Annotated in this window: 27 protein-coding genes and 1 pseudogene; 20 read left to right on the forward strand and 8 right to left on the reverse strand. The window is 63.5% G+C overall.

Annotated elements, in window-relative coordinates; genetic code table 11:
* The first annotated feature begins 99 nt into the window (after positions 1–99).
* Positions 100–921: a murein L,D-transpeptidase catalytic domain family protein gene (locus HUS66_RS00115; protein ID WP_425340059.1), complete on the forward strand. Its 822-nt coding sequence runs from the start codon at positions 100–102 to the stop codon at positions 919–921.
* Positions 921–1283, forward strand: a complete 363-nt coding sequence (locus tag HUS66_RS00120) for a DUF6164 family protein (RefSeq protein WP_175068977.1) — start codon at positions 921–923, stop codon at positions 1281–1283. The genes HUS66_RS00115 and HUS66_RS00120 overlap by 1 nt, the downstream gene beginning before the upstream one ends.
* On the opposite strand, the gene HUS66_RS00125 is transcribed toward HUS66_RS00120, so the two are convergent.
* Together HUS66_RS00125 and HUS66_RS00130 are read right to left on the reverse strand one after the other, a co-directional pair.
* Positions 1280–2989, reverse strand: a complete 1710-nt coding sequence (locus HUS66_RS00125) for a GMC family oxidoreductase (protein WP_175068978.1) — start codon at positions 2987–2989, stop codon at positions 1280–1282. The genes HUS66_RS00120 and HUS66_RS00125 overlap by 4 nt on opposite strands.
* A gap of 7 nt (positions 2990–2996) precedes the next feature.
* Complete coding sequence (locus HUS66_RS00130) at positions 2997–4508, reverse strand: CoA-acylating methylmalonate-semialdehyde dehydrogenase (protein ID WP_175068979.1); 1512 nt, start codon at positions 4506–4508, stop codon at positions 2997–2999.
* A gap of 200 nt (positions 4509–4708) precedes the next feature.
* Between HUS66_RS00130 and HUS66_RS00135 the strand changes: the two genes are divergently transcribed.
* Complete coding sequence (locus tag HUS66_RS00135; protein ID WP_175068980.1) at positions 4709–5614, forward strand: LysR family transcriptional regulator; 906 nt, start codon at positions 4709–4711, stop codon at positions 5612–5614.
* Between the two features lie 216 nt (positions 5615–5830).
* Positions 5831–7489 (forward strand): FMN-binding glutamate synthase family protein, encoded by a 1659-nt coding sequence (locus HUS66_RS00140; protein WP_175068981.1) that lies wholly within the window; start codon positions 5831–5833, stop codon positions 7487–7489.
* 58 nt (positions 7490–7547) lie between these two features.
* Here the strand turns inward: HUS66_RS00140 and arsH are convergent, their stop codons facing one another.
* Positions 7548–8258: an arsenical resistance protein ArsH gene (arsH, locus tag HUS66_RS00145; RefSeq protein ID WP_175068982.1), complete on the reverse strand. Its 711-nt coding sequence runs from the start codon at positions 8256–8258 to the stop codon at positions 7548–7550.
* 56 nt (positions 8259–8314) lie between these two features.
* Positions 8315–8449 (reverse strand): annotated as a pseudogene (locus HUS66_RS00150) (arsenical-resistance protein); the annotation flags it as partial.
* 222 nt (positions 8450–8671) lie between these two features.
* Between HUS66_RS00150 and HUS66_RS00155 the strand changes: the two are divergent.
* From HUS66_RS00155 to HUS66_RS00175, 5 genes are all read left to right on the forward strand, one after another.
* On the forward strand, positions 8672–9082 hold the full coding sequence (locus HUS66_RS00155; protein ID WP_175068983.1) for an arsenate reductase ArsC: 411 nt from the start codon (positions 8672–8674) through the stop codon (positions 9080–9082).
* 27 nt (positions 9083–9109) lie between these two features.
* Positions 9110–9463 carry a metalloregulator ArsR/SmtB family transcription factor gene (locus HUS66_RS00160; RefSeq protein WP_175068984.1) on the forward strand — a complete coding sequence of 118 codons (354 nt, stop codon included), beginning with the start codon at positions 9110–9112 and terminating at the stop codon, positions 9461–9463.
* A gap of 200 nt (positions 9464–9663) precedes the next feature.
* Positions 9664–10692 (forward strand): ArsJ-associated glyceraldehyde-3-phosphate dehydrogenase, encoded by a 1029-nt coding sequence (locus HUS66_RS00165; RefSeq protein WP_175068985.1) that lies wholly within the window; start codon positions 9664–9666, stop codon positions 10690–10692.
* A gap of 10 nt (positions 10693–10702) precedes the next feature.
* On the forward strand, positions 10703–12010 hold the full coding sequence (gene arsJ, locus HUS66_RS00170) for an organoarsenical effux MFS transporter ArsJ (protein ID WP_175068986.1): 1308 nt from the start codon (positions 10703–10705) through the stop codon (positions 12008–12010).
* Between the two features lie 91 nt (positions 12011–12101).
* On the forward strand, positions 12102–12428 hold the full coding sequence (locus HUS66_RS00175) for a YnfA family protein (RefSeq protein WP_175068987.1): 327 nt from the start codon (positions 12102–12104) through the stop codon (positions 12426–12428).
* A gap of 69 nt (positions 12429–12497) precedes the next feature.
* On the opposite strand, the gene HUS66_RS00180 is transcribed toward HUS66_RS00175, so the two are convergent.
* Positions 12498–12833 (reverse strand): AzlD domain-containing protein, encoded by a 336-nt coding sequence (locus tag HUS66_RS00180; protein WP_340162718.1) that lies wholly within the window; start codon positions 12831–12833, stop codon positions 12498–12500.
* Positions 12830–13558, reverse strand: a complete 729-nt coding sequence (locus HUS66_RS00185; RefSeq protein WP_175068988.1) for an AzlC family ABC transporter permease — start codon at positions 13556–13558, stop codon at positions 12830–12832. The genes HUS66_RS00180 and HUS66_RS00185 overlap by 4 nt, the downstream gene beginning before the upstream one ends.
* A gap of 208 nt (positions 13559–13766) precedes the next feature.
* On the opposite strand from HUS66_RS00185, the gene HUS66_RS00190 reads away from it, so the two are divergent.
* The 9 genes from HUS66_RS00190 to sstT all read left to right on the forward strand — a co-directional run bounded on the left by HUS66_RS00190 (position 13767) and on the right by sstT (position 21932).
* A complete protein-coding gene (locus HUS66_RS00190) occupies positions 13767–14903 on the forward strand; it encodes a C4-dicarboxylate TRAP transporter substrate-binding protein (RefSeq protein ID WP_175068989.1) in 1137 nt (378 codons plus the stop codon).
* Positions 14904–15022: 119 nt separating this feature from the next.
* Positions 15023–15655, forward strand: coding sequence for a TetR/AcrR family transcriptional regulator (locus HUS66_RS00195; protein WP_175068990.1), 633 nt, complete (start codon positions 15023–15025; stop codon positions 15653–15655).
* Positions 15652–16158, forward strand: coding sequence for a TRAP transporter small permease (locus tag HUS66_RS00200; protein WP_175068991.1), 507 nt, complete (start codon positions 15652–15654; stop codon positions 16156–16158). The genes HUS66_RS00195 and HUS66_RS00200 overlap by 4 nt, the downstream gene beginning before the upstream one ends.
* 10 nt (positions 16159–16168) lie before the next feature.
* Positions 16169–17476, forward strand: coding sequence for a TRAP transporter large permease (locus tag HUS66_RS00205; RefSeq protein ID WP_175068992.1), 1308 nt, complete (start codon positions 16169–16171; stop codon positions 17474–17476).
* A 22-nt stretch (positions 17477–17498) separates the two neighbouring features.
* The gene (locus tag HUS66_RS00210) at positions 17499–18740 is read left to right on the forward strand and encodes a metal-dependent hydrolase family protein (RefSeq protein ID WP_175068993.1); all 1242 of its coding nucleotides are present in this window, start codon (positions 17499–17501) and stop codon (positions 18738–18740) included.
* A 244-nt stretch (positions 18741–18984) separates the two neighbouring features.
* Positions 18985–19188: a cold-shock protein gene (locus tag HUS66_RS00215; RefSeq protein WP_092527654.1), complete on the forward strand. Its 204-nt coding sequence runs from the start codon at positions 18985–18987 to the stop codon at positions 19186–19188.
* Between the two features lie 267 nt (positions 19189–19455).
* Positions 19456–20046, forward strand: coding sequence for a gamma-glutamylcyclotransferase (locus HUS66_RS00220; RefSeq protein WP_175068994.1), 591 nt, complete (start codon positions 19456–19458; stop codon positions 20044–20046).
* 57 nt (positions 20047–20103) lie between these two features.
* Complete coding sequence (locus HUS66_RS00225) at positions 20104–20511, forward strand: gamma-glutamylcyclotransferase family protein (protein ID WP_175068995.1); 408 nt, start codon at positions 20104–20106, stop codon at positions 20509–20511.
* A 191-nt stretch (positions 20512–20702) separates the two neighbouring features.
* Positions 20703–21932, forward strand: coding sequence for a serine/threonine transporter SstT (sstT, locus tag HUS66_RS00230; RefSeq protein WP_175068996.1), 1230 nt, complete (start codon positions 20703–20705; stop codon positions 21930–21932).
* 92 nt (positions 21933–22024) lie between these two features.
* On the opposite strand, the gene HUS66_RS00235 is transcribed toward sstT, so the two are convergent.
* Both HUS66_RS00235 and HUS66_RS00240 read right to left on the reverse strand, forming a co-directional pair.
* Positions 22025–23275, reverse strand: coding sequence for a pyridoxal phosphate-dependent aminotransferase (locus tag HUS66_RS00235; protein WP_254628632.1), 1251 nt, complete (start codon positions 23273–23275; stop codon positions 22025–22027).
* Between the two features lie 10 nt (positions 23276–23285).
* Positions 23286–23963, reverse strand: coding sequence for a TetR family transcriptional regulator C-terminal domain-containing protein (locus HUS66_RS00240; protein ID WP_254628633.1), 678 nt, complete (start codon positions 23961–23963; stop codon positions 23286–23288).
* Positions 23964–24287: 324 nt separating this feature from the next.
* Between HUS66_RS00240 and HUS66_RS00245 the strand changes: the two genes are divergently transcribed.
* Together HUS66_RS00245 and HUS66_RS00250 are read left to right on the forward strand one after the other, a co-directional pair.
* A complete protein-coding gene (locus HUS66_RS00245; RefSeq protein ID WP_175068997.1) occupies positions 24288–25058 on the forward strand; it encodes an ABC transporter ATP-binding protein in 771 nt (256 codons plus the stop codon).
* A 125-nt stretch (positions 25059–25183) separates the two neighbouring features.
* Entirely contained in the window at positions 25184–25960 is a 777-nt protein-coding gene (locus tag HUS66_RS00250) for a transporter substrate-binding domain-containing protein (protein WP_175068998.1), read from the forward strand.
* Positions 25961–26026 lie beyond the last annotated feature (66 nt).

The following is a 26026-nucleotide window of genomic DNA, read 5'->3' on the forward strand; positions in this document are numbered from 1 at the left end:
TTTCCCTCCACCCCACGCTCTCCCCTTGGCTCTCTCCTGCGCGCTGCTCTGAGCCTGTTCAGATTGAGGCTTTCCGAACCGCTTCTGGCCGAACAGATTGTGAGCAAACGCGGCCTTGCGAAGCTGAGCCTTACGAAACAACGCCTGGCCAAGCTAGGCATTGCCACGCTGAGTCTTGCCACGCTGGGGCCGGTGACGCCTGCCCTGGCCCAGCCATTCTCTCAGCAGCCCTCGCAGTTACCTTCACAGCTACTTCCCCAGACGCTAGAGCAGTTGGCGCCAGAAGCCTCGCCCAAGGTGCTGGAGCTTGCGGCCCGAGCGCTCAACTGCGCCGACCCCGACGCCAAGCGGCTGGCGGTCATCGATTTCTCGCGTTCGGCCAACGAGAAGCGCCTGTGGGTCTTCGACCTCCAACAGCGACGGCTGCTGTTCAAGGAGCTGGTGTCCCATGGCCAGGGAACTGGTCAGGAATATGCCCGTGCCTTCTCCAATACACCGGACAGCCATCAGTCGAGCCTGGGGCTCTTCCGCACCAAGCAGAGCTATACCGGCAGCAACGGCTACTCCCTGCGATTGGAAGGCTTGGAACCCGGTATCAACGACCGGGCCTATGAGCGGGCGATCGTCATGCACGGCGCCGATTACGTGAGCGAGGACTTCATCGCGGCCAATGGCCGCCTGGGACGCAGTTGGGGCTGCCCGGCGGTGCCAAGCAACGTGGCAAGACCGCTGATCGACAGCCTTGAGGACAACCAGTACCTGTTCGCCTATTACCCGAACCAGCAGTGGCTCGACAACTCCGAGTTCCTGGCCTGCCAGTCCAGCCAGGGACAGAGAAGCGTGGCGCTCAGCAAGGCCGTGGATACCGGCGAGCGGACAGTGGTCATGCAGCACGATGGCGGCCAGGAGGGCGACAGCTAATGGCCGCCCTGCTCTTCCACCTGCGAGACGTACCAGAAGAAGAGGCCCAAGAAGTGCGTGAGCTGCTCGCCGAGCATGATCTCGAGATCTACGAGACCGAAGCGGGCCGCTGGAAGCTCTCGGTACCGGCCCTGTGGCTGGTCGACGAATCGCGCCTCGAAGAGGCCCGCAGCCTGATCGACGCCTACCAGCAGTCACTCTATGAGCGAGTGCACCGCGAGTACGCCGAGGCTCACGACCGGGGCGAGACGCCTGGGGTGTGGGATCGACTGCGCCAGCACCCGGCGGCCGTGCTGGTCACCCTGATCGCGCTGGGCCTGCTGCTGGGCCTCAGCCTGCTGCCTTTCTTCCTGACCTTCTAGGCCGTACGCACCCGACGGCGTTCAAGACCGGGGTGCTGCTCGGCGAGGATCCAGGCGGCGGCCTTCTCGGCGATCATCAGGGTCGGCGAGTTGGTATTGCCGCTGGTGATGGTTGGCATCACGCTGGCGTCTACCACTCTGAGCCCTTTCACGCCCCGCACCCGGAGATGAGGGTCGACCACCGCCATCGGATCATCCGCTGCGCCCATGCGGGCAGTGCCGACCGGATGGAAAATGGTGGTGCCGATCTCGCCGGCCAGCCGGGTCAGATCCTCATCGCTCTGGTACTCGACGCCCGGCTTTACCTCCTGCGGATGATACTTGGCGAAGGCCGGCTGGGCGGCGATCTTTCGTGTCACCCGCAATGAATCTGCCGCCACCTTGCGATCCTCGGGGGAACTGAGATAGTTGGGCGCGATGGCCGGTGCCTCGCGCGCATCAGGGCTCTTGATGCGCACCGTGCCACGGCTAGTCGGGTTCAGGTTGCAGACGCTCGCCGTGATCGCTGGAAAGTCATGCAGCGGCTGGCCGAAGGCCTCCAGGCTCAGTGGCTGGACGTGGTACTGGATATTGGGGTGCGGCTGATCCTTCGAGCTGCGGGTAAACGCACACAGCTGTGAAGGCGCCATGCTCATCGGCCCAGAACGCTTGAGCAGGTACTCAAGCCCGATACGAGCCTTGCCGAACAGCGAATTGGCCATGGTGTTGAGCGTCTTGCCTCCCTCGACCCGATACACCGCACGAATCTGCAGATGATCCTGCAGGTTCTCACCGACGCCGGGCAGGTCCTTCACCACCGGCACGTCGTGCGCCTCGAGCAGCGCTCGCGGGCCCACTCCCGATACCTGCAGCAGCTGAGGCGAGCCGATGGCACCGGCCGACAGAATCACCTCACGGCGGGCCGTCACCCTGAGCGGTTCGCCTCCGCGCAGCACCTCCACCCCCTGACAGAACGGCGCCTCTTGCTCTTCTGCCTCGCCGCCGGTCGCCTGATCGAAGGTCAGGCGCATCACCTGGGTGTCATGCCACAGGGTGAAATTATCGCGCTGGGTGCAGGTGGGGCGCAGAAAGGCCTTGGCGGCGTTCCAGCGCCAGCCCTTGCGCTGATTGACGTCGAAATAATTGATGCCCTCGTTGTCGCCGCGATTGAAGTCGCTGGTCGCGGGGATCCCCGCCTCCTGAGCGGCCTTGGCGAAATCGTCGAGCACCTGCCACTTGAGTCGCTGGCGTTCGACCCGCCACTCGCCGCCGTGACCGTGATACTGAGCGGCATCCCCGTCAATGTCCGCCGAGGCGTCTTCCCGCCGGTAGCTGTCCTCATGGCGCATGAAGGCCGGCAGGCAGTTATCCCAGCGCCAATCATCGTCGCCGGTGACCTCGGCCCAGTGGTCATAATCCCGGGCCTGGCCGCGCATGTAGAGCATGCCATTGATGCTCGAGCAACCCCCCAGGGTCTTGCCCCGGGGGTACAGCAACTGGCGGCCATTCAGGCCCTCGGTCGGCTCGGTGCGAAAACGCCAGTCGGTGCGCGGATTGTCGATGCAGTACAGATAGCCGATGGGGATGTGGATCCAGTGGTAGGTGTCCTTGCCTCCCGCCTCGATCAACAGCACCCGGTTACTCGAGTCGGCGCTCAGTCGGTTGGCGAGCAGACAGCCCGCCGTGCCGGCTCCAATGATGATGTAGTCAAACTCATGAGCTGACATGGCGACCTCACTTGGCGGTAGGCATCACGAATTCGGCGCCGCCAGCGATGGAATCCGACCAGCGCTGCATGATCGACTTCTGCTTGGTGTAGAAGCGCACGCCTTCCTCGCCGTAGGCATGGGTATCGCCGAACAGCGAGCGCTTCCAGCCACCGAAACCGTGCCAGGCCATCGGCACCGGAATCGGCACATTGATGCCAACCATGCCAACCTGAATACGGCGGCCAAATTCCCGGGCCACACTGCCGCTTTCGGTGAAGCAGCTGACGCCATTGCCGAACTCATGATCGTTGATCAGTTGGATCGCCGAGACCACATCCGGCACTCGCACGCAGACCAGTACCGGGCCGAAGATCTCTTCGCGATAGATGGTCATCTCGGGGCTGACGTGATCGAACAGCGAGCCGCCCATCCAGAAACCGTCGGCACACCCCGCGCCTGTCGTGCCGCTATCGAAGTCGCGACCGTCCACCACCAGCTTGGCGCCCTCCCTCACCCCCTGCTCGATATAACCCGTAATGCGCTGGTGAGCCGCGGCGCTGACGATGGGCCCCATCTCGGCCTTGCCGTCGAGGCCGTTGCTGACCCGCAGCGCCCGGGCTCGCTCGGCCAGCCGCGGCACCAGTTCATCGCCCACGTCGCCGACCAGCACCGCCACGCTGATCGCCATGCAGCGCTCGCCGGCAGAGCCATAAGCCGCGCCGATCAGTGCGTCCACGGCCTTGTCCAGGTTGGCATCGGGCATCACCACCATGTGGTTCTTGGCCCCGCCCAGCGCCTGAACACGCTTGCCGAAGTGCGCACCGGTTTCATAGATGTAGTTGGCGATCGGGGTCGAGCCGACGAAGCTCAAGGCCTTCACCTCCGGATGCTCGAGCAGGGCATCGACCGCTTCCTTGTCGCCCTGCACCACGTTGAAGACACCATCGGGCAGCCCGGCCTGCTCGAGCAGGTCGGCGATCATCAGCGACGCGCTGGGGTCTGTGGGGCTCGGCTTCAGGATGAAGGTGTTGCCGGTGGCGATGGCCAGCGGGAACATCCACATCGGTACCATCACCGGGAAATTGAATGGCGTAATACCGGCGACCACGCCCAGCGGCTGACGCACGGTCCAGTTATCGATGCCGGTGCTGACCTGCTCGGTGAAATCGCCCTTGAGCAGCTGCGGCACACCGCAGGCAAATTCGACGATATCGATGCCGCGGGCCACTTCGCCCTGAGCATCGTCGAACACCTTGCCGTGCTCCAGGGTGATGGCACGCGCCAGGTCATCCTTGTGGGCATTGAGCAGTTCTAGGAAGCGGAACAGCACCCGGGCGCGGCGAATCGGCGGCGTGTCGGCCCAGGCCGGGAAGGCCTTGCTCGCCGCGTCCACGGCACGATCGACGTCGCTGCGCTGGGCCAGCAGCACCCGCCCCGTCACCTGCCCGGTGGCGGGATTGGTCACGTCCTGGTGCCGAGAGGAATCGCCGCTGCTGATATGGCCATTGATATAATGTTCGATGCGCTGGGTGCTCATGTCGGCCTCTTGTTTTGTTGCACTGCAGTGTCATATTGGCCGGAAAGCCCCGTGCCAGAGCCTCAAACCTAGCGCACCGGAGCGGAGAATCAATTGAGAAAGGCAAAAGCCAGATATAATATTTCCTTATATTCCCGCACCTACTCGATGATAGGCTCGAGGCCCAAGACCAAGGTCTAAAAGCTAAGGAGACAGACCCGATGCGCGATATAAAGGCGCTGCGTGCCTTCGTGGCCGTGGCCCACCAAGGCAGCGTGTCACGAGCCGCCGAGGCGCTGCATCTCACCCAACCGGCCGTCAGTCTCAAGATCAAACAGCTTCAGGCAGCGTTGGGCCTCACCCTCTTCCATCGCCAAGCCCAGGGTCTGGCGCTCAGCGCTGATGGCCATGCCCTGCTGCCGGCCGCCGAGGCCGCACTGGCCTCACTTCAGGCCTTCGACCTCAGCGCCCAATCGATGCATGACACCCTGCGCGGGCGCCTGCGCATCGGCACCATCGTCGATCCGGAGTTCATTCGTCTGGGCGCCTTGATGCATCAGTTGATGCAGCGTGCTCCGCAGGTCGATACCGAATTGCATCACGGCATGAGCGGCAGCACCCTCGAGCGCCTGTTCCGCCGCGAGCTAGACGTCGGTTTCTTCCTCGGCCCGCCCGGCCAACCGCCGCCCAGCGAAGACGGCGCGCCGGTGGTTGAACTTCTCGAGCTGACCCACTTCGACTATCACCTCATCGCACCGGCCGGCTGGTCCTCGCGGTTGACCCGTACCGACTGGCCGAGCCTCGCCGCCCTGCCTTGGATCGTCACCCCACCGGTCTCGGTGCATCACCGCCTGCTGAACGAGCGACTCGCGCCGCTAGGCCTCACGCCGCATCGTGTCGCCCAGGTCGATCAAGAGGCCTGCATGCTCGATCTGGTGCGCGCCGGCGTCGGCTTGGCTCTGGCGCGGGATACTCTGGCCTTGCAGGAGCGCCAGGAACGCGGCCTGGTGATCGCCGATGGGGTGCGCCTGCCCTGTGCGCTGAGCTTCGCCTGGCTCAAGGAACGACGCGACGAGCCGGTCATCGCTGCTGTGCGCGGCGCGCTGGCCGACATCTGGTCATGCTAGTCGGTCGAGGCACCGACGATGCTGCCCTCGAGAGCCACAGCATTGACAGCGCTCAGGCCGCCGCGTGCAATAAAAAGTGCTCACCCGCCGAACAACGTCCAGTAATGTCGATCACTAAGTATTGTCCTCCGACCATCGCCGACTAGCATAATCACGCACATTGCCACGCACATTGCCACGAGCATTGCCACCCAACACCGCCCAGGAGCTCACCGCATGCCCTCACTCCCCGCTCGCCTGACCGAATGGCGCAGTTTATCCCGCTACTCCGCCTACGGCGCCAGCTTCATCGGTCTGATCACGAGCCTCGGACTGATGACCATCAGTCCGGTATGGGGCCTGGCGGCGCTTGGCTTCGCCGCCCTGGCGGCGCTGGGCACCTTTGATCTGTGCCAGCGCCGGCGTACCGTGAGCCGCAACTATCCGATCCTTGCCCACTTGCGCTATGGCCTCGAGTCGATCGGACCGGAGATTCGCCAGTACTTCATCCAGGCGGATACCGAGCCGCGCCCCTTCTCCCGGGAGCAGCGCGAAGCGGTCTACCAACGCGCCAAGAACAGCATGGACAAGAAACCCTTCGGCTCGCTGCACGACATGTATGCGCCAGGCTATGAATGGGTCAATCCGTCGCTGGCCCCCGCACCGATCAACGGCCATGACTTTCGGGTGACGATCGGCGCCGGTCGCGCCAAGCCCTATTCCGCCAGCGTGTTCAATATCTCGGCGATGAGCTTCGGCTCGCTCTCCGGCAACGCCATCGAGTCCTTGAACCGGGGCGCCGCTCAAGGGGGCTTCTACCACGATACCGGCGAAGGGGCGATTTCGCCCTACCATCTTCAGGGCGGCGATCTGGTATGGGAAATCGGCTCGGGCTACTTCGGTTGCCGCACCCTGGATGGGCACTTCGACGAGGAGCGTTTCATCGCGGGGGCATGCCGGCCCGAGGTGAAGATGATCGAGATCAAGCTCAGCCAGGGCGCCAAGCCCGGCCACGGCGGCATTCTGCCCGGCGCCAAGGTCACCGCCGAGATCGCCTCGACCCGGGGCGTGCCGCTGGGCGAGGACGTGGTTTCACCCTCCGCCCACTCCGCCTTCACCACACCCCGCGAGCTGATCGCCTTCATCATCCGCCTGCGTGAACTCTCCGGCGGCAAGCCGGTCGGCATCAAGCTCGCCATCGGCCATCCCTGGGAATGGTTCGGCCTGGTCAAGGCGATGCTCGCCACCGGCGAGCATCCGGACTTCATCGTCGTCGACGGCGGCGAGGGCGGCACCGGGGCGGCACCGCTGGAATTCATCAACCGGTTGGGCATGCCGCTCACCGAGGCGCTACTGTTGGTGCACAACACCCTGGTCGGCGCCAACCTGCGTGACTCGGTCAAGATCGGCGCCGCCGGCAAGCTGATCTCCGCCTTCGATATCGCCCGCACCATCGCCCTGGGCGCCGACTGGTGCAACGCCGCCCGCGGCTACATGTTCGCGCTGGGCTGCATTCAGGCCCGGGCCTGCCATACCGACCGCTGCCCCAGCGGCGTGGCCACCCAGGACCCGCGACGCAGTGCCCACCTGGACGTGGCCGACAAGAGCGCCCGTGTCCAGCACTTCCATGACAACACCATGAAGGCCATGGCCGAAATGCTGGCCGCCGCCGGCCTGGCCTCGCCCGACGAGCTCGGCCCCGAGCACATCCTGCGCCGGGTCTCCGACCACGAGATCCGCGCCTTCGACCAACTGTTCAACTATTTGCCGCCGGGGGCGCTGCTCAACGGCCCGCCCGAGCATCAGGTATTCAACACCTACTGGACACACGCCAGCGCCGAGACCTTTCACCCGCCGGCCGCCGAGGCGGCGAAGCGCACAAGCAAGCTGTTCTAGCAAGCGCCCAAGGGGAGACGCCGCCCCGGCCATTGGCGCGGCGAATCCGCCGCGTCGCTCAGTGGTCGCGCTGATTGACGCGCCGCGACAGCGTCTCGGGGCTCTCTTTGCGCTCCGAGTAGCGATCGGTCAGGTAATCGCTGCGATCTCGCACCAGCAAAGTGAACTTCACCAACTCTTCCATGACGTCGACGATGCGGTCGTATAACGGCGAGGGTTTCATGCGGCCCTGGTCATCGAATGCCTGAAAGGCCTTAGGTACCGAGGACTGGTTAGGGATGGTCAGCATGCGCATCCAGCGCCCCAGGACGCGCAGCTGATTGACGGTGTTGAACGACTGCGAGCCGCCACAAACCTGCATCACCGCCAGCGTCTTGCCCTGAGTCGGACGCACGCCGCCCAGGGCCAGGGGGATCCAATCGATCTGCGCCTTCATGATGCCAGTCATCGCCCCATGGCGCTCCGGCGAGCACCACACCATGCCCTCCGACCAGGCCGCCAGCTCGCGCAACTCCACTACCTTGGGGTGCTCGGCGGGCTCGGCATCCGGCAGCGGCAAGCCGCGCGGGTCGAAAACACGCGTCTCGGCACCCATGGCCTCGAGCAAGCGCGCCGCCTCCTCCACCGCCAGGCGGCTGTAGGAAGGCTCACGCAGCGAGCCATGCAGCAGCAGGATGCGCGGCTTGTGTGTGCCAGGGGCGACGTCGAAGACGCTTGCCGTCGTGGGCGCCGCAAATAGGGCATCATGGACGTTGGGCAAATCGTGCATAGCCATGCCTCGGTGTGATAGTGGCGTTGACATTGAGAGTCGTCGGCGTAAAGCCGTCAAACGAACCAGTGGCGGGTGCGATTGGCTAACCAGACCAGCGACAACATCACCCGCACCTCGACCAGCACGCCAACCACGGTGGCCAGGGCCGCCCCGGAATGCAGGCCGAACAGCAGGATCACCGTGCCCACCAGCCCCAGCACCACACCGGGCTTGAGGCGACGCACGAAGGCCACGAGGCGCGGCTCGCCCGCCATAAAAACATATGCTAGCACGCATATATGGAAAGGTGTATATTCTCCCGGTAGTGGCATGGCATCGCACCGACGCCTTGCCACCCCAGTCATCGAATCGTCATCCGCAGTTGGTATATATGGCATTTCATATATCTTGAGCCCTCGAGGTAAGCCAGCATGACCAAGCCACGCGTCCTGTTCCTGTGCAATGCCAACTCCGCCCGCTCCATCATGGCCGAGGCCCTGCTCCGCCACATGGCGGGGGATCGCTTCGACGCCTTCAGTGCTGGCGTCGAGCCCGACCAGCCGCAGGAGGCCGCCCTGGCGGCGCTCAACGCTCAGGGCATCGACACCTCAGGCCTGGCCAGCCAATCCCTAGAGGCCTACGCCGGCCAGCATTTCGACAGCGCCATCATCCTCTGCGAGAAGGCGCAACAACGCTGCCGCGACTGGAACGGCGAGGCCGACGAGATCCTGTTCTGGGATATCTTCGACCCGCGGCTCAACCCCCGGGCCAACGCCTATCCACAAACTCTTCAAGAGATCCGTCGCCGCCTGGAACTGTGGCTTCACGTTCAGGCGCGCTGACGGAAACGACAGCCTACTAGGAACGCCATGACCTCACTGACCTCCCTCTCACTGATCAAGTGCCTCGGCGACGAGACGCGGCTCGCCCTGATGCTGCTGATCCACACCGAAGGCGAGCTGTGCGTCTGCGAGATGACGCATGCCCTGGGGGCCTCACAGCCCAAGGTATCGCGCCACTTGGCACAGTTACGCGACTGCGGACTGCTCGAGGATCGGCGCCAGGGGCAGTGGGTTTACTACCGGCTGATGCCCGAGCTGCCGACCTGGGCCCTCGAGGTGCTGGACGCCACGGCCCGCGGCGCCGCGACAGGGCTCGAGGTGCCGCTCGCACGCCTGGCCGCCATGGGCAACCGCCCAGTGCGCCAGGCGAGTTGTTGCTGAGCGCCCTAGGCAATGTCTGAAAAGTACTGCGCTCGCCCATACGGCGTTAAAAATCGGCTCAAGATGCTCATTTACACCCCGTAAACTCCGCTCTTTCGCCGATTTTTGCCTTGTCTGGCCTTCGCTCGTCGACTTTTCAGACACAGCCTAGGCCTCAGCTCATCCTTCTTCCCCCGGACGATCTTTACCAGGAGCCCTCCATGACCCTTCGCATCGGCATCAACGGCCTCGGCCGCATCGGTCGCCTGGCGCTGCGCCGCCTCTGGGCAGAGCGCGACGCCCAGGCCCTCGAGCTCGTCGCCGCCAACGACCCGGGCGGCGACGCGGCTACCTTCGCCCACCTGCTCGAATTCGACTCGGTGCATGGACGCTGGTCGCCGGGGACCGGCCTTCAGGCAGAAGACGATGCCATCATCATCGACGGCGTTCGTCTGCCCTTATCGCGCCATGACGCTATCGCCAAGACCGACTGGTCTGGCTGCGACGTGGTGATCGAAGCCTCCGGGGCGATGAAGACCCGCGACCAGCTCGACGCCTACCTCGACCAGGGCGTAGGTCGGGTGGTGGTCAGCGCGCCGGTCAAGGAAGACGGTGTGCTCAATGTGGTAATGGGCGTCAACGATCGGGCCTTCGATCCGGCCACCCACCGGATCGTCACCGCGGCAAGTTGCACCACCAACTGCCTGGCGCCGGTGGTCAAGGTGATCCAAGAGACCTTCGGCATCCGCCACGGCACGATGACCACGGTGCACGACATCACCAACACTCAGGTGATCCTCGATACGCCAAGTTCGCCGAGCAAGCCTGATCTGCGCCGTTCACGGGCCTCGAGCATGAGCCTGATCCCCACCACCACCGGCTCCGCCAAGGCGATCACGACGATCTTTCCCGAGCTCGAAGGCAAGCTCAACGGCCACGCCGTACGCGTGCCACTGGCCAACGCCTCGCTCACCGACATGGTCTTCGAGCTCGAGCGCGAAGTAACGGAGGAAGAGGTCAATGCCGCCTTGAAGCGCGCTGCCGAGGGCGAGCTCGCCGGCATCCTGGGCTATGAGGAGCGCCCGCTGGTCTCCATCGACTACCGCACCGACCCGCGCAGCGCCATCGTCGATGCGCCCTCGACCATGGTGGTCAATGGCACCCAGCTGAAGCTTTACGTCTGGTACGACAACGAATGGGGCTATGCCAACCGCACCGTCGAACTGGCCCTGAAGGTCGGCCGCACCTGAAGGAGGCACCATGACGCTTGTCGCACGCCTACGGGCCCTGCCGTTCGAGGTGCGCCAGTACCTGCTGGTCACCGGCAACTACTGGGCCTTCACTCTGACCGATGGCGCCCTGCGCATGCTGGTGGTGCTGCACTTCCACCGGCTGGGCTATTCGCCGCTGGAGGTCGCGCTGCTGTTCTTGTTCTACGAGGCCTTCGGCGTGATCACCAATCTGGTCGGCGGCTGGCTGGGCGCACGGCTGGGGCTCAACCGCACCATGAACCTGGGGCTTGGCCTGCAGCTTCTGGCACTCGGCATGCTGCTGGTGCCCAGCACGGCGCTCAGCGTGGCCTGGGTGATGGCCGCTCAGGCCCTCTCGGGAATCGCCAAGGACCTCAACAAGATGAGTGCCAAGAGCGCGGTCAAGGTGCTGCTGCCCAAGGGCGGCACCGGCACGGATGAGACCATGCAGGGCGCGCTGTATCGCTGGGTGGCGCTGCTCACCGGCTCCAAGAACGCTCTGAAGGGCGCCGGCTTCTTCATCGGCGGGCTGCTGTTGACGCTGGTCGGCTTTCGCGGTGCGATCCTCGCGCTGTGGGTTCTGCTGGTGGGGGTGCTGGCGCTGTCGCTGTGGCGGCTGCGGGCAGACCTTGGCCGCCAGAAGTCCAAACCCAGATTCCGCGAGGTGTTATCCACCTCACGGGCAGTGAACGTGCTCGCGGCGGCGCGACTGATGCTGTTCGCTTCAAGGGATGTCTGGTTCGTGGTCGCTCTGCCGGTGTTTCTGTATGACGTTTACGGCTGGACCTTCTGGAGCGTGGGCACCCTGATGGCCGTGTGGGTCATCGGCTACGGCGGCGTGCAGACCCAGGCGCCGCGCCTGACTCGTGTTTTCCAGGCAAGCCCGGCGACCATCACCGCCGGCTGGGCGCTGGCGCTGGCCGTGCTGCCCGCCATACTCGCGCTCCTGCCGCTGGGCGCCGGCCCAGACATCGGCTCGAGTCCCAGCCTGGGCGCCGGCCCAGACATCGGCTCGAGTCCCAGCCTGGGCGCCGGCTGGCTGATCGCTGGGCTGTTGGCCTTCGGCGCATTATTCGCCGTCAACTCGAGCTGGCACAGCTACCTGATCGTGCGCTATGCCCGTGCCGAGGGAGTGTCGATGGATGTCGGCTTCTACTACATGGCCAACGCCATGGGACGCCTGGTCGGCACCCTGCTGTCGGGCTGGCTCTACCAGGTTCAAGGCCTGGCCGCCTGTCTGTGGGTCTCGGCGGCGCTGGTACTAACAAGCGCCCTGCTGGCTCTGGCGCTGCCCCGAGAGACTGCGGCCAACGCCTGACAGCAATGATAGGCTGGCGGTTTGATCTGTGGATCTCGTCGGACAGGCTCGCTCGATCCGAGATCACCCGAACCATCGCAGGAGCCCTTGCATGCCCACCCCGCTGCTCTATGTGGCCGCTGCCTTGGCCGAGATCGCCGGCTGCTTTGCCTTCTGGTCCTGGTGGCGCCTCGACAAGCCGCTCGGCTGGCTGCTGCCGGGAATGGCCAGCCTGGCGCTGTTCGCCTGGCTGTTAAGCCTCACCGATGCCGACTACGCCGGGCGCGCCTATGCCGCCTATGGCGGCGTCTATATCGCTACCTCGCTCGTCTGGTTGTGGCTGGTCGAGCAGCGCGCGCCAGACCGCTGGGACCTGATCGGCGCGACCCTGTGCCTCATCGGCGCGGGGATCATCCTGCTGGGGCCGCGCAGCGCCTGAGCCTCAGCTCTTTCCCAGGCTCAAGCTCAACCCAGGGCTCCCGCTCGTGGACCCATCCGATGGTTTTCATCACCCAGCGCCCGTGGCCATGACAAACCGCCACAGAGCGGCACTGAGCATCCCCATGGCGATCGCCACCAGCGGGCTTCGTAGCCAAATCGCCACAGCGCCTGCAATCAGGGCCGCTATCCGGGTGCCGCCATCACCGTCGACGACCATCGGGGTGATCACGGCAATCAGCACCGAGGTTGCCATGGCATCGACGAAGCGCCGCACCTTGGGGCCGATGGGTAGCCGCGACATGATCAAGAGCCCACCGATGCGCGATACCAGCGCGATCACGATCATCATGGTGATTGCCACCAACGAGGCCACGCCGCTCGTACTTGCCCACGACCCCATCATGATGCCGCCCGGCGAGCAGAAGCGGCAGGCCACAGCACGGCAACGCCGCCACCCACCAGGGCTCCCACCACCACGTGAAGGTAGGGTGGCAACCAGTAATAGGCCAGCAAGGCACTCAGGGCCGCTGCGCCCCAAGGCAGCAGCATGTCACGCCGCGGAACGCCACCGACGACAATCACCAGCAAGAAACACAGCATGATCACGTCGAGCCCATAGCGTTCCGGCTCGACCAACCGACCGCCAAACATCAGCCCGATACCGCTGCCCACCACCCAGGCCCCCCACAGGGCAATGCCGCCACCCAACAGCAGGCCCACGTTACGCTCGCCGCGCTGATATTCACCTAGCGCCATGGCCCAGCTGGAGTCCGTCAAGAAGAACACCGCCGCAAATTGCTGGCGTTTGGGCAGGCTGTGCAACCAGGGGTGCAGGGCCGCACTCATCAGCAGATGGCGGGTATGGATGGCCATGGTCGTCAGCGCCAGCGCCAGCAGCGGAAGCGGGAAGGCCCAGAGCTCGAGCACGGCAAATTGCGAGGGTCCCGAGAACATCAACGCACTCATCAACATGGCCTCCCAGCCATGCAGCCCCTTCTGAGCGGCCGCCACACCGAATGCCAGCCCAAAGGCAACGGTAAAGGCGGCGAGGGGCAGCATCTTGCGCACTCCGCGCCAGGTGCCAGGCCGATCCAGGGTGGCCGCCGCTGACTCGACCGATGGTTTCATGCTCGCCCCTCCTGAGGATGATGAAAGCGCCTTGAGGCGCTGATCATAGCCTAGCCGCTAAGGGCGTTAATACAAAACAAACAGTCCTGCTTGTTTTTTTCATGGGTGCGAACTAGGCTCAATTTCAAGGCGCCACTCTGCGTCTTGCCCAGGTGACTGGTATCACAATAGCAACAATCTGCCGACCGTCACGGCACTGGAGAGAACCATGCAATTCAAGTCCACCCGACTTGCCTTGGGAGTGGCCGCCCTTGCCCTTCCTGCCTTCGCGACCTCAGCCATGGCCGCCACGTCATTCATCGCCAATTCCTTTTACGACCAGCAGCATCCGCACTCTCGGTACGGCTATATCGAATGGGCGGAGACCGTTAAAGAACTATCCGACGGCGAGCTGCAGCCGGAAGTCTTCACCGGCACCGTGCTGCTGGCGCCGCGCGCCAACCTGCAGGGCATTCGCGACAATGTGGTGCAGGTGGCTCACCATGCCGCCGTCTACACGCCCTCCGAACTACCGGTCGCCAATGCCATCCAGGAGCTGGGGTTCAATTTCGATGACCCGCTGATCGGCATCCTCGCCGTGACCGACTTCAGCACCCATAACGCCGCCCAGCTCCAGGAATGGGAAGACGTCGGCATCGTCTATCTCGGCGCCTACAACACCCCGCCCTATGTGCTGTTCTGCCGCGAGCCGGTGCGTAATCTCGAAGAACTGCGCGGCAAGCGGATCCGCACCGCCGGCTCTACGGTCTCGGCCTGGGTCGAGCAGGCAGGTGGCATACCGGTCAATGTGCCCTCCAGCGAAATGTACAGTGGCCTGGATCGAGGCTCGCTGGACTGTGCCACCAACGCCGCCAACGACCTGATCGACCGCTCGCTTTGGGAAGTCGCCGAATACACCACGCTGTTGCCGACCGGCATGTACTGGTCAGGCCCGCAGTGGGGCTTCAACCCGTCGTTCTGGGCCGACCTCAGCGATGATCAGCGCGATGTCTTCAAGCAAGCCACCGCCAAGGCGATGACCCGCATGATCGTCCAGTACCTGGACACCGCCGATGCCGCCCTCGAAGAAGCGATCGACAAGGGCAACAACGTCTATGAGCCTGAAGAGGACCTGATGGCTTCCGTCGAAGCGTTTCGCGAGCAGGCTCTGACGGACGTCTACGACACGGCACGTGACAAATACGGCATCGAAGATGCCCAGGCACTGATCGATGACTTCCTGGCTACCCATGCCAAGTGGGTCAAACTGCTTGCCGACGTCGACCGTCATGACGAAGACGCCCTGGCAGAACTGGCCATGCGTGAGATCTACGACACCCTGCCCGCCGACTACGGCATTTACTGATACCGCCAACTCCTGGGGCCGCTCTCGGCGGCCCCTCTGGCGACCCTTAGGCTGTGTCTGAAACATCGACGAGCGCAGTACTTTTCAGACATTGCCTAGCCAACCGAGGAGGCACAACGATGAGCCAACGTCAGACTCAGGAAGAACGCTCACGCCAGACCCAAGCGAAGATCATGCAAGGCACGCTGGAGTGCATTCTGGAGAAGGGAATCCGCGCCACCTCGACGGTCGACGTGGCGCGTCAAGCCGGTGTGTCAAGGGGCGCACTGATGCACCACTACCCTTCCAAGGAGGCGTTGATGCAGGCCGCCCTTGAAGACCTGCTCAACCAGGAGGTCGTAAGCGTCAAAGAAATGGCTGACGGCATCAAGGCGGGCACGCTGGATTTCGATACGCTGATCGACACCCTGCATGACCACTTCAAGGGCAACCTTTACATGGTCACCCTGGAGTACCTCACGGCCGCTCGAACCGACGCGTCGATCAAGGAAGTCCTCGAGCCCCTGGCCGCCCGCTTCAATGCCTCACTCGAGGCCATCTGGGAGCAGCTTCTGCTCAGCACCCGGCATAGCTCCCACGAGAAGCGCGTCGCCCTGAACGCCACCCTGTGCATGATGCGCGGCATGGGCGCCCAGAGCATCTGGCGCGACGACCCGGCGCTCTATCGCGACATGCTGACGTTCTGGAAACAGACCCTGATCGACCAGGGGTTCAGCGAACGCACCGCGCCACAGCGGAGGATCCACATATGACGACTGAGGGCACCCGACTCGAGATCGTCAGCGCTTGGCTAAGCAAGGCAACGCTGGCGGCATCGACCCTGTTCCTGGCCTTGATGGCGCTGCATGTCACCCTGGATGTCACCCTGCGCTTCCTGATAGGCACCTCCTTTCCCGGCACGCTGGAAGTGGTGTCCTTCTATTACATGATCGGCGTGGTCTTCCTGCCCCTGGCCTACGTGGAACTCAAGCGCGAGCATATCAGTGTCGATGTGCTGGTCACTCGGTTTCCCGCGGGCGTACAGCTCGCCCTCTACCTGTTTGCTGGCCTGCTGGGTCTCGCCTATTTCGGCCTGCTTGGCTACCAAAGCCTGCTGGATGCTCTGCGCGCCACCGGCAGACTGGAAACCGCCATGGCCAACTTCACCTTCTACCTGTGGCCCAGCCGCTGGGCGTTGCCGCTCGGTTTCGCCGCCATGTGCCTGGCAACGCTTGCCAACATGATCAAGGCCATCCGCCTGCGTCACGCCCTCTAGGAGCACCAGCATGACCAATCTCGAGATCGGCGTGGCAGGCATTGCCATCGCCCTGACCCTGATCGCCTTACGCGTACCTATCGGCGTGACGCTGGGCCTGGTATCGATCGTCGGCATCAGCCAGATCACCAACTTCTCGATCGCCTGGGGCATGATTTCCGCGACCCCCTTCGACTTTGCCGGCACCTGGGAGCTGACCGCTGCTCCCATGTTCCTGTTCATGGGCTACCTGTGCACCACCACCAACATGACCCAGGGCCTGTTTCAGGCCATGCGCCTGTACCTGGCTCGTCTCCCGGGCGGACTGGCGGTGTCCAGCGTCATGGCCTCGGCCTTCTTTGCAGCGGCCTCGGGCTCGAGCGTGGCCACCTCGGCGGCCATGTCGCGTATCGCCGTGCCGGAAATGCTCAAGCACAACTATGACCGGGGCCTGGCAACCGGCACCGTGGCGGCCTCTGGCACCCTGGGATCGTTGATTCCGCCCAGCGTGCTGCTGGTGCTGTACGGCGTTTATGCACAGGTGTCGGTAGGCCAGCTGTTCATGGCCGGCTTCCTGCCCGGCATCGTCTCGGCGCTGCTCTACATCGTGATGATCATGGTGCGAACCCACCTCAAGCCCAGCCTCGCCGGCCATGCCAACGTGCAGTCGAGCTGGCAGGAGAAGTGGGACGCGTTCAAGGAAATCTGGCCGCTGCCGCTGCTGATCGGCGCCGTACTGGGCGGTATCTTCAGCGGCATTTTCTCGCCAACCGAGGCGGGTGCCGTCGGCACCTCCATCGCCGCCTTGATCGCCCTGTCGCGGCGCACGCTGACGGTGGATGCACTCAAGCAGGCGCTGATGCAAACCGCGGTCAGCACCGCCAGCATCTTCATTATCCTGATCGGCTCGCTGTTCTTCACCCGCTTCCTGGCCCTGAGCGGTGTGCCCACGGCCTTCTCGGAAATGATCCTCAGTGTCAGCACCGAAAGCTGGTGGATCATCCTCGCCGTGGCCGTGATCTACCTGGTACTGGGCATGTTCATCGACTCCATCGGGCTACTGCTGCTGACCCTGCCGTTGATCCTGCCGCTGGTCGAGGGGGCCGACCTGAACCTGGTGTGGTTCGGCATCATCGTCGTCAAGCTGCTCGAGGTCGGCCTGGTCACGCCCCCCATCGGCCTGAACGTCTACGTCATCAAGGGCGCGCTTGGCAAAAGCGTCACCCTTCAAGAGGTCTTTCGCGGTGTCAGCTGGTTCATCGCCATGGACATCATCGCCCTGCTGCTGATCGTGATGATTCCGGCACTCTCGCTTTATCTCCCACAACAAATGTTCTGATCCGTCAGCTCGAGGAAAAACAATGACGACAACACACGCCACCCGTACACGCTTCACCAATGCCAACGTCATCGATACCCGCCAGGGTAAAGTGCTGCCTGACCAACAGGTGCGCATCCAGGATGGCCGCATCGTCGCGATCGGTGCCGACCCGCTCGAGGGCGAAGACGATCAGGTCATCGACCTTGAAGGCCGCTATTTGATGCCCGGCCTGGTCGACTCCCATGTGCACGTTACCGCCATCACCCCGAATTTCGCGCTGCTCGAAACGCTGTCGCCGTTCTATGTGGGGGCAAAGTCCAGCGAGCTGCTGAAAGACATGCTGATGCGCGGCTTTACCAGCGTGCGTGATGCCGGCGGCGCCGACCATGGCCTGGCCAACGCCGTCGAGGAAGACAGCCTGATCGGCCCACGCCTTCTGTATGCCGGCCGGGCGCTGTCGCAGACCGGCGGCCACGGCGACATGCGTGGCCCGGGCCAACAGACCTTCGAGGGCTGCTTCTGCTGCTCGGGACTGGGACGTGTCTGCGATGGCGTCAGCGAGGTCCGCCGCGCCGCTCGGGATGAGATCCGCAAGGGCGCCACTCAGCTCAAGATCATGGCATCCGGCGGCGTCTCCTCCCCCACCGATCGCATCGACAGCACCCAGTTCTCGCTGGAAGAGATCGACGCCATCGTCGAGGAAGCCACCGCCGCCAACATCCACACCATGGCCCATGCCTATACCGCCCGCGCCATCAACCGGCTGATTCCCCGCGGCGTGAAGACCATCGAGCACGGCAACCTGATGGACGAAGAAAGCTGCCGGCTGTTTCTCGAGCACGATGCCTACCTGACGCCGACCTTATCCACCTACGATGCCCTGGCCCGGGAAGGCGTCGAGGCCGGCATGGCGCCACACCTCCAGCAAAAGGTCTATGACGTGCTGGATGCCGGCGCCAAGGCACTGGAAATGGCCCAGCACCACGGTGTGAAGATGCTGTACGGCTCTGACCTGTTGGGTCGCATGCAGTGCCACCAGCTCAACGAATTCCTGCTGCGCAAGGAGGTGGTGCCGGCGGATGACCTGATCCGCGCCGCGACCTGCAACGCCGCCGACGCCTATGGCAACCGTGGGGACTTCGGCGAAGTGATCCCCGGCGCCCGTGGCGACCTGATCGTGCTGCGTGACAACCCGCTGGACGATATCGCCGTACTGACGCAGCCTGAGCAGCAGTTACTGATGATCATGAAGGGCGGCAAGGTCTACAAAAACGTCCTTTAAGTCCCATCCTTGGCGGGCGCGTGGCGGATGCCCCACGCGCCCTCAGGGTATCCGCGTGAATTAATGTTGACCCGGCGGTCCCAACGTGAAAAGATGCATCTCAGTTGGTTAGCAAGTTGAATATAGTCAGTTGTAATCGAAGTCCTTCGGTAGCCCTGGTGTATATCTCCTTTGTTTTACCCACTATTTCTCGGGGTATCACCCGGCAACTGTAAGAGCGCTTTTGCGCGTAAGGATATTGAAAATGGCAACTGGCACAGTTAAGTGGTTCAACGACACTAAAGGTTTCGGCTTCATTTCTCCGGCAGACGGTGGCGACGACCTGTTCGCACACTTCTCCGAGATCCAGGCAGAAGGCTTCAAGTCTCTGCAGGACGGCCAGGAAGTTTCCTTTGACGTCACCCAGGGCAAGAAAGGCCTGCAGGCGTCAAACATCAAGGCCATCTAAACTCCGACTTCTTGTCGAGATTAGAAAGCCTCTCGAACCCTAGGGTTTGAGGTACAAGGCCCGCTTCGGCGGGCCTTGTTGCGTTTGTGTTTTAGAAAACGGGTCAGAAAACTGCCCCTGCATAGCGAAAGCAGCGCCAACGGCTGCGTTTGATAGCCCCACCAGCCAAGACGCCACAGCGTTGAGCCAACCTGTCTTCTTGCGTTAAAGCCCCTCCCAGGCAAATGGTAGAATCGACCTCTAAGCGTGACGCTACTCAGGACGCCCATGACGATCGACACCACCCATATCAATCAGCAAATGACCCATTTTGACGGTCACCAGGAAATCTGGCTGTTCGGCTATGGCTCATTGATCTGGAAAGCCGACTTTCCTTACCTGGAACGTCGCCCGGCGCATATTCGCGGCTGGGTGCGCCGCTTCTGGCAAGGCTCCCACGACCATCGCGGCACACCCGAAGCCCCGGGGCGCGTGGCGACCCTGGTGCGCGCCCCAGATGCCATCTGCCACGGCATGGCCTATCGCATCACGCCGGAAACCCTCGGCCCTCTCGATGTGCGGGAGAAGAACGGCTATCTGCGCGTGGTCACCGAACTGCACTTCGATGATGCCCATGAAGACAGTCGAGCCAGCGAGTCGGCGGAAGGCCTGGTCTATCTCGCCACCGAAGACAACGCCGCCTTTCTCGGCGACGCGCCCCATGACGCCATCGCCCGCCAGATTGCCATGGCCCAAGGGGCCAGCGGCCCGAACCGCGACTACCTGCTCAACCTGGCGGCAGCGCTGGAGCGGCTAGGCCATCACGATGAGCATGTGGTCTCGCTGGCACGCCACCTCGATGGGAAAATCGCCGGCTGAGAGGCCGCACCGCCTTTCAGATATGACACCAAGCCACTCGTGAATTTCAGGTGAGCCATGTCCTCTCCCGCCATCGCCATTCAGCGCACGCCACTGGTCGCCGTCTACGGCACCCTGAAGCGTGGCCTGCGCAACCACCACTGGTTGGAGGGCGCCGAGTTCGTCGGTAAAGACACCCTGACGACCGCCACTCTCTACGATCTGGGCCCCTACCCTGGCGCCAGGCTCGAGCCTTCTCGCGGGATCGACATCGAGGTATTCCGGGTCGATAGCCGCTGCATGACCGGCCTCGATCGGCTGGAAGACTACCGGGTTCGTGCGCCGCACTCCGGCACCTACGACCGCATCGTCCACGACACCGCCTTCGGCCCGGCCTGGCTGTATCTTTACAACCTCGACGTGACCGGCTATCCGGCGATTCGCCAAGGCGGCTGGTCGCCCAGCGATAAATCGTCCAGCAATTAGGCAAGCCTGACGGCAACGACAGCATCGCTCTCAAGCGGGATATAGGGATGATCCCCGACGCGGCGGCGACGGGAATGATAGAATATCGCGCCCGTTTTGGCCCGGCGCGGCTGGCAGGTGGATCCAATCGCGCCGCGCACTCCTGGCTTCTGCGTGCAACCCACGATCCCGAACCCTCCAAGAGACGCGTCATGATCGCAACCCTTAACACCCTCTTCCGCCCCCTGCAGCGGATAGGGCTGATCGCTCAAATTGCCATCGGCATCGTCTGCGGCATCCTGCTGGCTACCACCTCACCCGATCTCGCCCAGTCGGCGTCACTGCTGGGGCAAGTGTTCATTTCTGCCCTCAAGGCCGTGGCACCGATTCTGGTCTTCGTCTTGGTCACGGCGGCCATCGCCAGCCATCAGCGCGGCCAGCAGACCCATATCCGCGGGGTGCTGGTGCTTTATCTGATCGGCACGCTGGCGGCCGCGCTGGTCGCCGTGGTGGCGAGCTTCGCTTTCCCGACCACCCTGACACTGGACGCTCCTCAGGCCACCGGCAACCCGCCCGGTGGAGTCGATGAGATCCTCAAGAACCTGGTATTGAGCGCCGTCGACAATCCGGTCAGCGCGCTGATGAACGCCAACTTCATCGCCATTCTGGTCTGGTCGGCCGGCCTTGGCCTGACGCTGCGCCAGGCAAGCGATAGCACCCGCGCCCTGCTCGCAGACCTTGCTGATGCGGTATCGCAGATCATTCGCCTGGTGATCCGCCTGGCGCCGCTGGGCATCTTCGGCCTGGTGGCCGGCACGCTTGCCACCGCTGGCCTCGGTGCACTGCTCGATTACGGCCAGCTACTGCTGGTGATCGTCGGCTGCATGCTGTTCGTGGCACTGGTGACCAACCCGCTGATCGTGTTCCTGAAGACTCGCCGCAATCCCTATCCGCTGGTCTTCGCCTGCCTGCGTGGCAGCGCCATCACTGCCTTCTTTACCCGTAGCTCGGCGGCCAACATTCCGGTCAACCTGGAGCTGTGCAAGCGCCTTGACCTGCACGCCGATACCTATTCGATCTCGATCCCGCTGGGCGCCACCATCAACATGTCCGGCGCGGCGATCACCATCACCGTGATCACGCTGGCCGCCGCCCATACCCTGGGCATCAGCGTCGACTTCGCCACCGCCCTGCTGCTTTGCATCGTCTCGGCGCTGGCCGCCTGCGGCGTCTCCGGCGTGGCCGGCGGCTCACTGCTGATCATTCCCATGGCCGCCAACCTGTTCGGCATTTCCACCGACGTGGCCATGCAGGTCGTGGCGATTGGCTTTGTGATCAGCGTGGTGCAGGATTCAACCGAAACGGCGCTTAACTCCTCCACTGACGTGCTGTTCACCGCCGCCGCCTGCCGGGCCGGTGACGCGGCCACCGAGCGCGACTGAACCGCCCGCCCCGCTTCCAGCGTCGGCTCTGGAACGAAAAACCCCGCCATGGCAGACGCCATGGCGGGGTAGAAACGCCCATCCGACAGTGCTCAGGCCGGACTGCCGGCCTCGGTCTGGTCGGTCTCAGCGTCCAGGCCCTTACCTTCCAAGCCCTTGCTTTCCAAGCTCTTGTCTTCCAAGCGCTGGCAAAGCGCTGCCATTCTGTCGACCGCCTGCATCAGCACCTCGTCCGGCACCGTCAGTGCCACCCGAATCAGGGTCGTGGCGCTATCGCCGAAGGAGGCACCCGGCATCACTGCGACCCCTTGTTCTTCGAGCAGTCGCCAGGCGAAGGCCTCGCCGTCGAGACCGGTCTTCGCGACATCGATCATCAGAAACATGCCACCCTGGGGCAGGCTCGACGACAGCGCAGGTACCTGGCCGACGGCCTCGTGCAGCAGCTTGGCACGTCGGCCCAGGGCTTCACAGAGGCGATCGGCGGTGTCGAAATGCTGGCGCAGGGCCGCCTCGGTCATGTCGGCGATGAACGGCTGGTTGCCGAACAGCATGGTTTCCGAGATCGGCAGCAGACGCCGCGAGAACTCCACCGGACCGATGGACCAGCCGCTGCGGAAACCGGTGGCCGCATGGCTCTTGGAGATCGAGGACACCACCACGGTGCGCTCGCGAAGCGCCTCGATTTCCAGCGGCGAGACGAAATCGCCGTCGAAGATCAGCGCCTCGTACACCTCATCGCAGAGGATCCACAGATCGTTCTCGATGCACAGCTTGCCCAACTGCTCCAGCGTCTCGCGATCCAGCACCGCCCCCGTAGGATTGTGCGGCGTATTGAGCATCAGCACCCGGCTTTCCGGGGTGATGGCGGCGGCCAGATCGTCCGGCTGCATGATGAAGTCGTGCTCCATGCGGAGCGGCACCGGCTGCAGATGTGCCCCTGCCGCACGAATCACCCCTTCATAGGTGGCATAGTACGGATCGCCGCTCAGCACGCCATCGCCCTCACCGGCCAGCGCCAGGATCACCGCGAACAGCGCGGTCTGGGTACCGGGGAAGCACAGCACGTTCTCTTCGCCGATGCCGGGGAAGCGCGGCGCATAGCTCTCGATCAGCGCATCCACCAGTCCCGGCTCACCGCGCCCGTTGGAATAGCGCGTGCGCCCGGCCCGCAGGGCATCGATGCAGTGCTCGACCAGGGCCGGGTCGGTGGTGATATCCGGCTCGCCGATGCTCAATTCGATGAGTTCTTCGCCCTTGGCCTGGCGCGCTCTGGCGGCGTTGTGTACCGCCCATTTGTCGCCACCGAGGTCATACAGGCGATCGGTAATCGATGCATAGCGCATGAGACGTTTCCTATCGTGTTACGTGTTGAGAAGACATTGAGGGGGCGTCGATATGCTGCATCAGGGTATTGGCCGGCAGGGCGAGGATGCCCTCCGCCGCACTCAGCGCAATCCTTGGCAGCAGCGCCGTGTCATAAAGGCCGTGCCCGAGCCCGCCTTCCAGCCACAGGCCATCGATCAGTGCGTTCAACGCAATGGCGTAATGCTGGCAGGTGACAGGGTCCGCGGGGCGCTTGAGCACCAGCAGCAGCGGGTGAATCAGCGTTTCCAGCAGGACCAGGAATTCGCGATAGCTCTCACGGTGAATGTCGGCATAGTCTGGCTCGGTCCGGACACGCCCGATGAAGGTGGCCCATAGCGCCACCTTGCGGGGCGACAGGTTGGGCGCCGTCACGTTGGCGACGATGAAGCGGGCCAGGCGCTGCTCGGGCGCTGCACCGCCCTGCTCGGCAGCCTCATCGGCTTCGCTGGTCAGTTGCCCGATCAGGTAGCCGTAGGCGGCACTCACCATCGCATCCTTGGAGCCGAAGTAATGACGGATCAGCCCCGCCGTCACGTCCGCTCGCTCGGCCACGCGACGGGCGCTGGCACCGTTCATGCCGTACTCGGCCACACAGTCCAGGGTCGCTTCCAGCAAGCTGCGCCGCCGGGCGTCCATGGACCAACGCTGAAATGATTTCCTGCTCATAGTCCCCATCGTTTCCGGTAAGAAGACCCCACCTTGGCGCTTTTCGTAGCTCATCGACCAGATCGCCAAGGCAGGTCTCATGGGCGCCGCGATATAACTCAAGCATCTGAAAGCCATCAATATTTCACTAAGAAATATGGCGTGACAGCCGCCGAACCGACAGCGTTGAATTAGCCTTTCGTTTAATATTGAGGCTTTGAATCTCGCTGTACTTGGCTTACAGTTATACTTTCGTATAACAAGGAACTAATTGCAAGCGCCTGCTAAATGACGACATTTCCCCCTCCAGGAGGCAGATGGGCGCCCCCAGAGACGAGAGAATCAATGGCAAACGAACCTGCAATAGAGATACGCGACCTGCGCAAGCGATTCGGCTCCCTCGAGGTCCTGAAGGGCATTTCCCTGACCGCCGGCCAGGGCGATATCGTCGCCATCATTGGCGGCTCGGGCTCGGGTAAATCGACGCTGCTGAGATGCATCAACCTGCTGGAACGCCCGACATCGGGCGAGGTAGCGATTCAAGGCGAAACCTATCGCATGCGAGCCTCTCGCCATGGCGACCTGGAAATCGCCGACCGCCGTCAGGTCCAGCGCATCCGCGCCCACCTCGGCATGGTCTTTCAGAACTTCAACCTCTGGCCGCACCGCACGGTGCTGGAAAACGTCATCGAGGTACCCATCCACGTACTGGGCATGAAGCGCGACGAGGCCGTTCACCGCGCCGAGAAGCTGCTCGACCGCGTCGGGCTTGGCAGCAAGCAGTCGATGTATCCGGGCTTCATGTCCGGCGGGCAGCAGCAACGCGCCGCCATTGCCCGGGTGCTGGCGGTCGATCCGCTGGCCATGTTGTTCGATGAACCCACCTCGGCGCTCGACCCGGAGCTGGTCGGCGAGGTGCTATCCGTGATCCGCGATCTGGCCGCCGAGCAGCGCACCATGATGCTGGTGACCCACGAGATGGCCTTCGCACGAGACGTGGCAAGCCACGTGGTGTTCCTCCGAGAAGGCGTCATCGAAGAGCAGGGCCCACCCGAGCAGATCTTCGGCGATCCCCGGTCGCCGCACTTGAAGCAGTTCATCAGTTCGGTGGCCTGACCGCCGGCCTTTCTTTATCAACACAGCTTTATCAACGACGGCGTCATAAACGACACGCGTAAACACCCTAAACGGCAGATGTAACCCGTCTGCCAAGAACGCCTAAAACAAGAGAGGTAATCCCCATGTTCAAGACACTCACCGCGACCGCCGGCCTGATCGGCCTGAGCCTTTTCGCCGCACCGGCGCTGGCTGAGACCTACAAGATCGGCCTGTCCGCCGAGCCCTACCCCCCCTTCTATTCTCCGGATGCCGCCGGCGACTGGTCGGGCTGGGAAATCGACTTCATCGACGAGCTCTGTGACCGCCTGGACGCCGAATGCGAGCTCAAGCCGGTCGCTTGGGAAGGCATCATTCCGGCCCTCAAGACCGGTAAGATCGACATGATCATCGGCTCGATGTCGATCACCCCGGAGCGCGCCGAGCAGATCGCCTTCTCCAACAAGTATTACGCCAGCCCCACCGGCATCGTGGCGCTCAAATCAAGCGACGTGCAGCCCACCGCCGAGGGCGTTGAAGGCGCTTATCTGGGTATTCAGTCCGGCACCAACCAGGAACAGTACGCGCGCAAGCATTTCGCCGACACGGCCAACCTCAAGGTCTATCAGACCCTCAACGAAGAGCTCCAGGACCTGGTTGCCGGCCGTCTGGACGGGGTGGTCGCCGACACCCTGGCCGTGCAGACCTTCATCCACTCCGAGACCGGCCAGTCCTGCTGTGAATACCGCGGTGCCGTGGCAAGCGATGCCGAGCTGATGAGCGAGGGCATCGGGGTGGGCCTGCGCCAGGGCGATACCGAGCTCAAGGAGCGCGTCAATGCCGCCATCGACGCGATGCGTGCCGATGGTACCTATGAGGACATCACCGCGCCCTACTTCGATTTCGACATCTACGGCGGCTGATGCCCGCCGCGAAGGCCGCCCTCAGAGGCGGCCTTCGTCTTTTTGCCTTTCCGTCCTTCCGCGTTT

This window comes from Onishia taeanensis (assembly GCF_013349955.1).
Lineage (GTDB): Bacteria > Pseudomonadota > Gammaproteobacteria > Pseudomonadales > Halomonadaceae > Onishia > Onishia taeanensis_B.

What these genes read in the sequence shown, in the direction of transcription:
- HUS66_RS00140 (WP_175068981.1), top strand. Translation starts at nt 5,831, where the DNA reads ATGCCCTCACTCCCCGCTCGCCTGACCGAATGGCGCAGTTTATCCCGC.
- HUS66_RS00160 (WP_175068984.1), top strand. Translation starts at nt 9,110, where the DNA reads ATGACCTCACTGACCTCCCTCTCACTGATCAAGTGCCTCGGCGACGAG.
- HUS66_RS00245 (WP_175068997.1), top strand. Translation starts at nt 24,288, where the DNA reads ATGGCAAACGAACCTGCAATAGAGATACGCGACCTGCGCAAGCGATTC.
- HUS66_RS00205 (WP_175068992.1), top strand. Translation starts at nt 16,169, where the DNA reads ATGACCAATCTCGAGATCGGCGTGGCAGGCATTGCCATCGCCCTGACC.
- arsJ (WP_175068986.1), top strand. Translation starts at nt 10,703, where the DNA reads ATGACGCTTGTCGCACGCCTACGGGCCCTGCCGTTCGAGGTGCGCCAG.
- HUS66_RS00210 (WP_175068993.1), top strand. Translation starts at nt 17,499, where the DNA reads ATGACGACAACACACGCCACCCGTACACGCTTCACCAATGCCAACGTC.
- HUS66_RS00220 (WP_175068994.1), top strand. Translation starts at nt 19,456, where the DNA reads ATGACGATCGACACCACCCATATCAATCAGCAAATGACCCATTTTGAC.
- HUS66_RS00235 (WP_254628632.1), bottom strand. Translation starts at nt 23,275, where the DNA reads ATGCGCTATGCATCGATTACCGATCGCCTGTATGACCTCGGTGGCGAC.
- HUS66_RS00155 (WP_175068983.1), top strand. Translation starts at nt 8,672, where the DNA reads ATGACCAAGCCACGCGTCCTGTTCCTGTGCAATGCCAACTCCGCCCGC.
- sstT (WP_175068996.1), top strand. Translation starts at nt 20,703, where the DNA reads ATGATCGCAACCCTTAACACCCTCTTCCGCCCCCTGCAGCGGATAGGG.
- HUS66_RS00120 (WP_175068977.1), top strand. Translation starts at nt 921, where the DNA reads ATGGCCGCCCTGCTCTTCCACCTGCGAGACGTACCAGAAGAAGAGGCC.
- HUS66_RS00215 (WP_092527654.1), top strand. Translation starts at nt 18,985, where the DNA reads ATGGCAACTGGCACAGTTAAGTGGTTCAACGACACTAAAGGTTTCGGC.
- HUS66_RS00180 (WP_340162718.1), bottom strand. Translation starts at nt 12,833, where the DNA reads ATGATGGGGTCGTGGGCAAGTACGAGCGGCGTGGCCTCGTTGGTGGCA.
- HUS66_RS00130 (WP_175068979.1), bottom strand. Translation starts at nt 4,508, where the DNA reads ATGAGCACCCAGCGCATCGAACATTATATCAATGGCCATATCAGCAGC.
- HUS66_RS00225 (WP_175068995.1), top strand. Translation starts at nt 20,104, where the DNA reads ATGTCCTCTCCCGCCATCGCCATTCAGCGCACGCCACTGGTCGCCGTC.
- HUS66_RS00175 (WP_175068987.1), top strand. Translation starts at nt 12,102, where the DNA reads ATGCCCACCCCGCTGCTCTATGTGGCCGCTGCCTTGGCCGAGATCGCC.
- HUS66_RS00165 (WP_175068985.1), top strand. Translation starts at nt 9,664, where the DNA reads ATGACCCTTCGCATCGGCATCAACGGCCTCGGCCGCATCGGTCGCCTG.
- HUS66_RS00240 (WP_254628633.1), bottom strand. Translation starts at nt 23,963, where the DNA reads ATGAGCAGGAAATCATTTCAGCGTTGGTCCATGGACGCCCGGCGGCGC.
- HUS66_RS00195 (WP_175068990.1), top strand. Translation starts at nt 15,023, where the DNA reads ATGAGCCAACGTCAGACTCAGGAAGAACGCTCACGCCAGACCCAAGCG.
- HUS66_RS00135 (WP_175068980.1), top strand. Translation starts at nt 4,709, where the DNA reads ATGCGCGATATAAAGGCGCTGCGTGCCTTCGTGGCCGTGGCCCACCAA.
- HUS66_RS00185 (WP_175068988.1), bottom strand. Translation starts at nt 13,558, where the DNA reads ATGAAACCATCGGTCGAGTCAGCGGCGGCCACCCTGGATCGGCCTGGC.
- HUS66_RS00200 (WP_175068991.1), top strand. Translation starts at nt 15,652, where the DNA reads ATGACGACTGAGGGCACCCGACTCGAGATCGTCAGCGCTTGGCTAAGC.
- HUS66_RS00190 (WP_175068989.1), top strand. Translation starts at nt 13,767, where the DNA reads ATGCAATTCAAGTCCACCCGACTTGCCTTGGGAGTGGCCGCCCTTGCC.
- HUS66_RS00250 (WP_175068998.1), top strand. Translation starts at nt 25,184, where the DNA reads ATGTTCAAGACACTCACCGCGACCGCCGGCCTGATCGGCCTGAGCCTT.
- arsH (WP_175068982.1), bottom strand. Translation starts at nt 8,258, where the DNA reads ATGCACGATTTGCCCAACGTCCATGATGCCCTATTTGCGGCGCCCACG.
- HUS66_RS00125 (WP_175068978.1), bottom strand. Translation starts at nt 2,989, where the DNA reads ATGTCAGCTCATGAGTTTGACTACATCATCATTGGAGCCGGCACGGCG.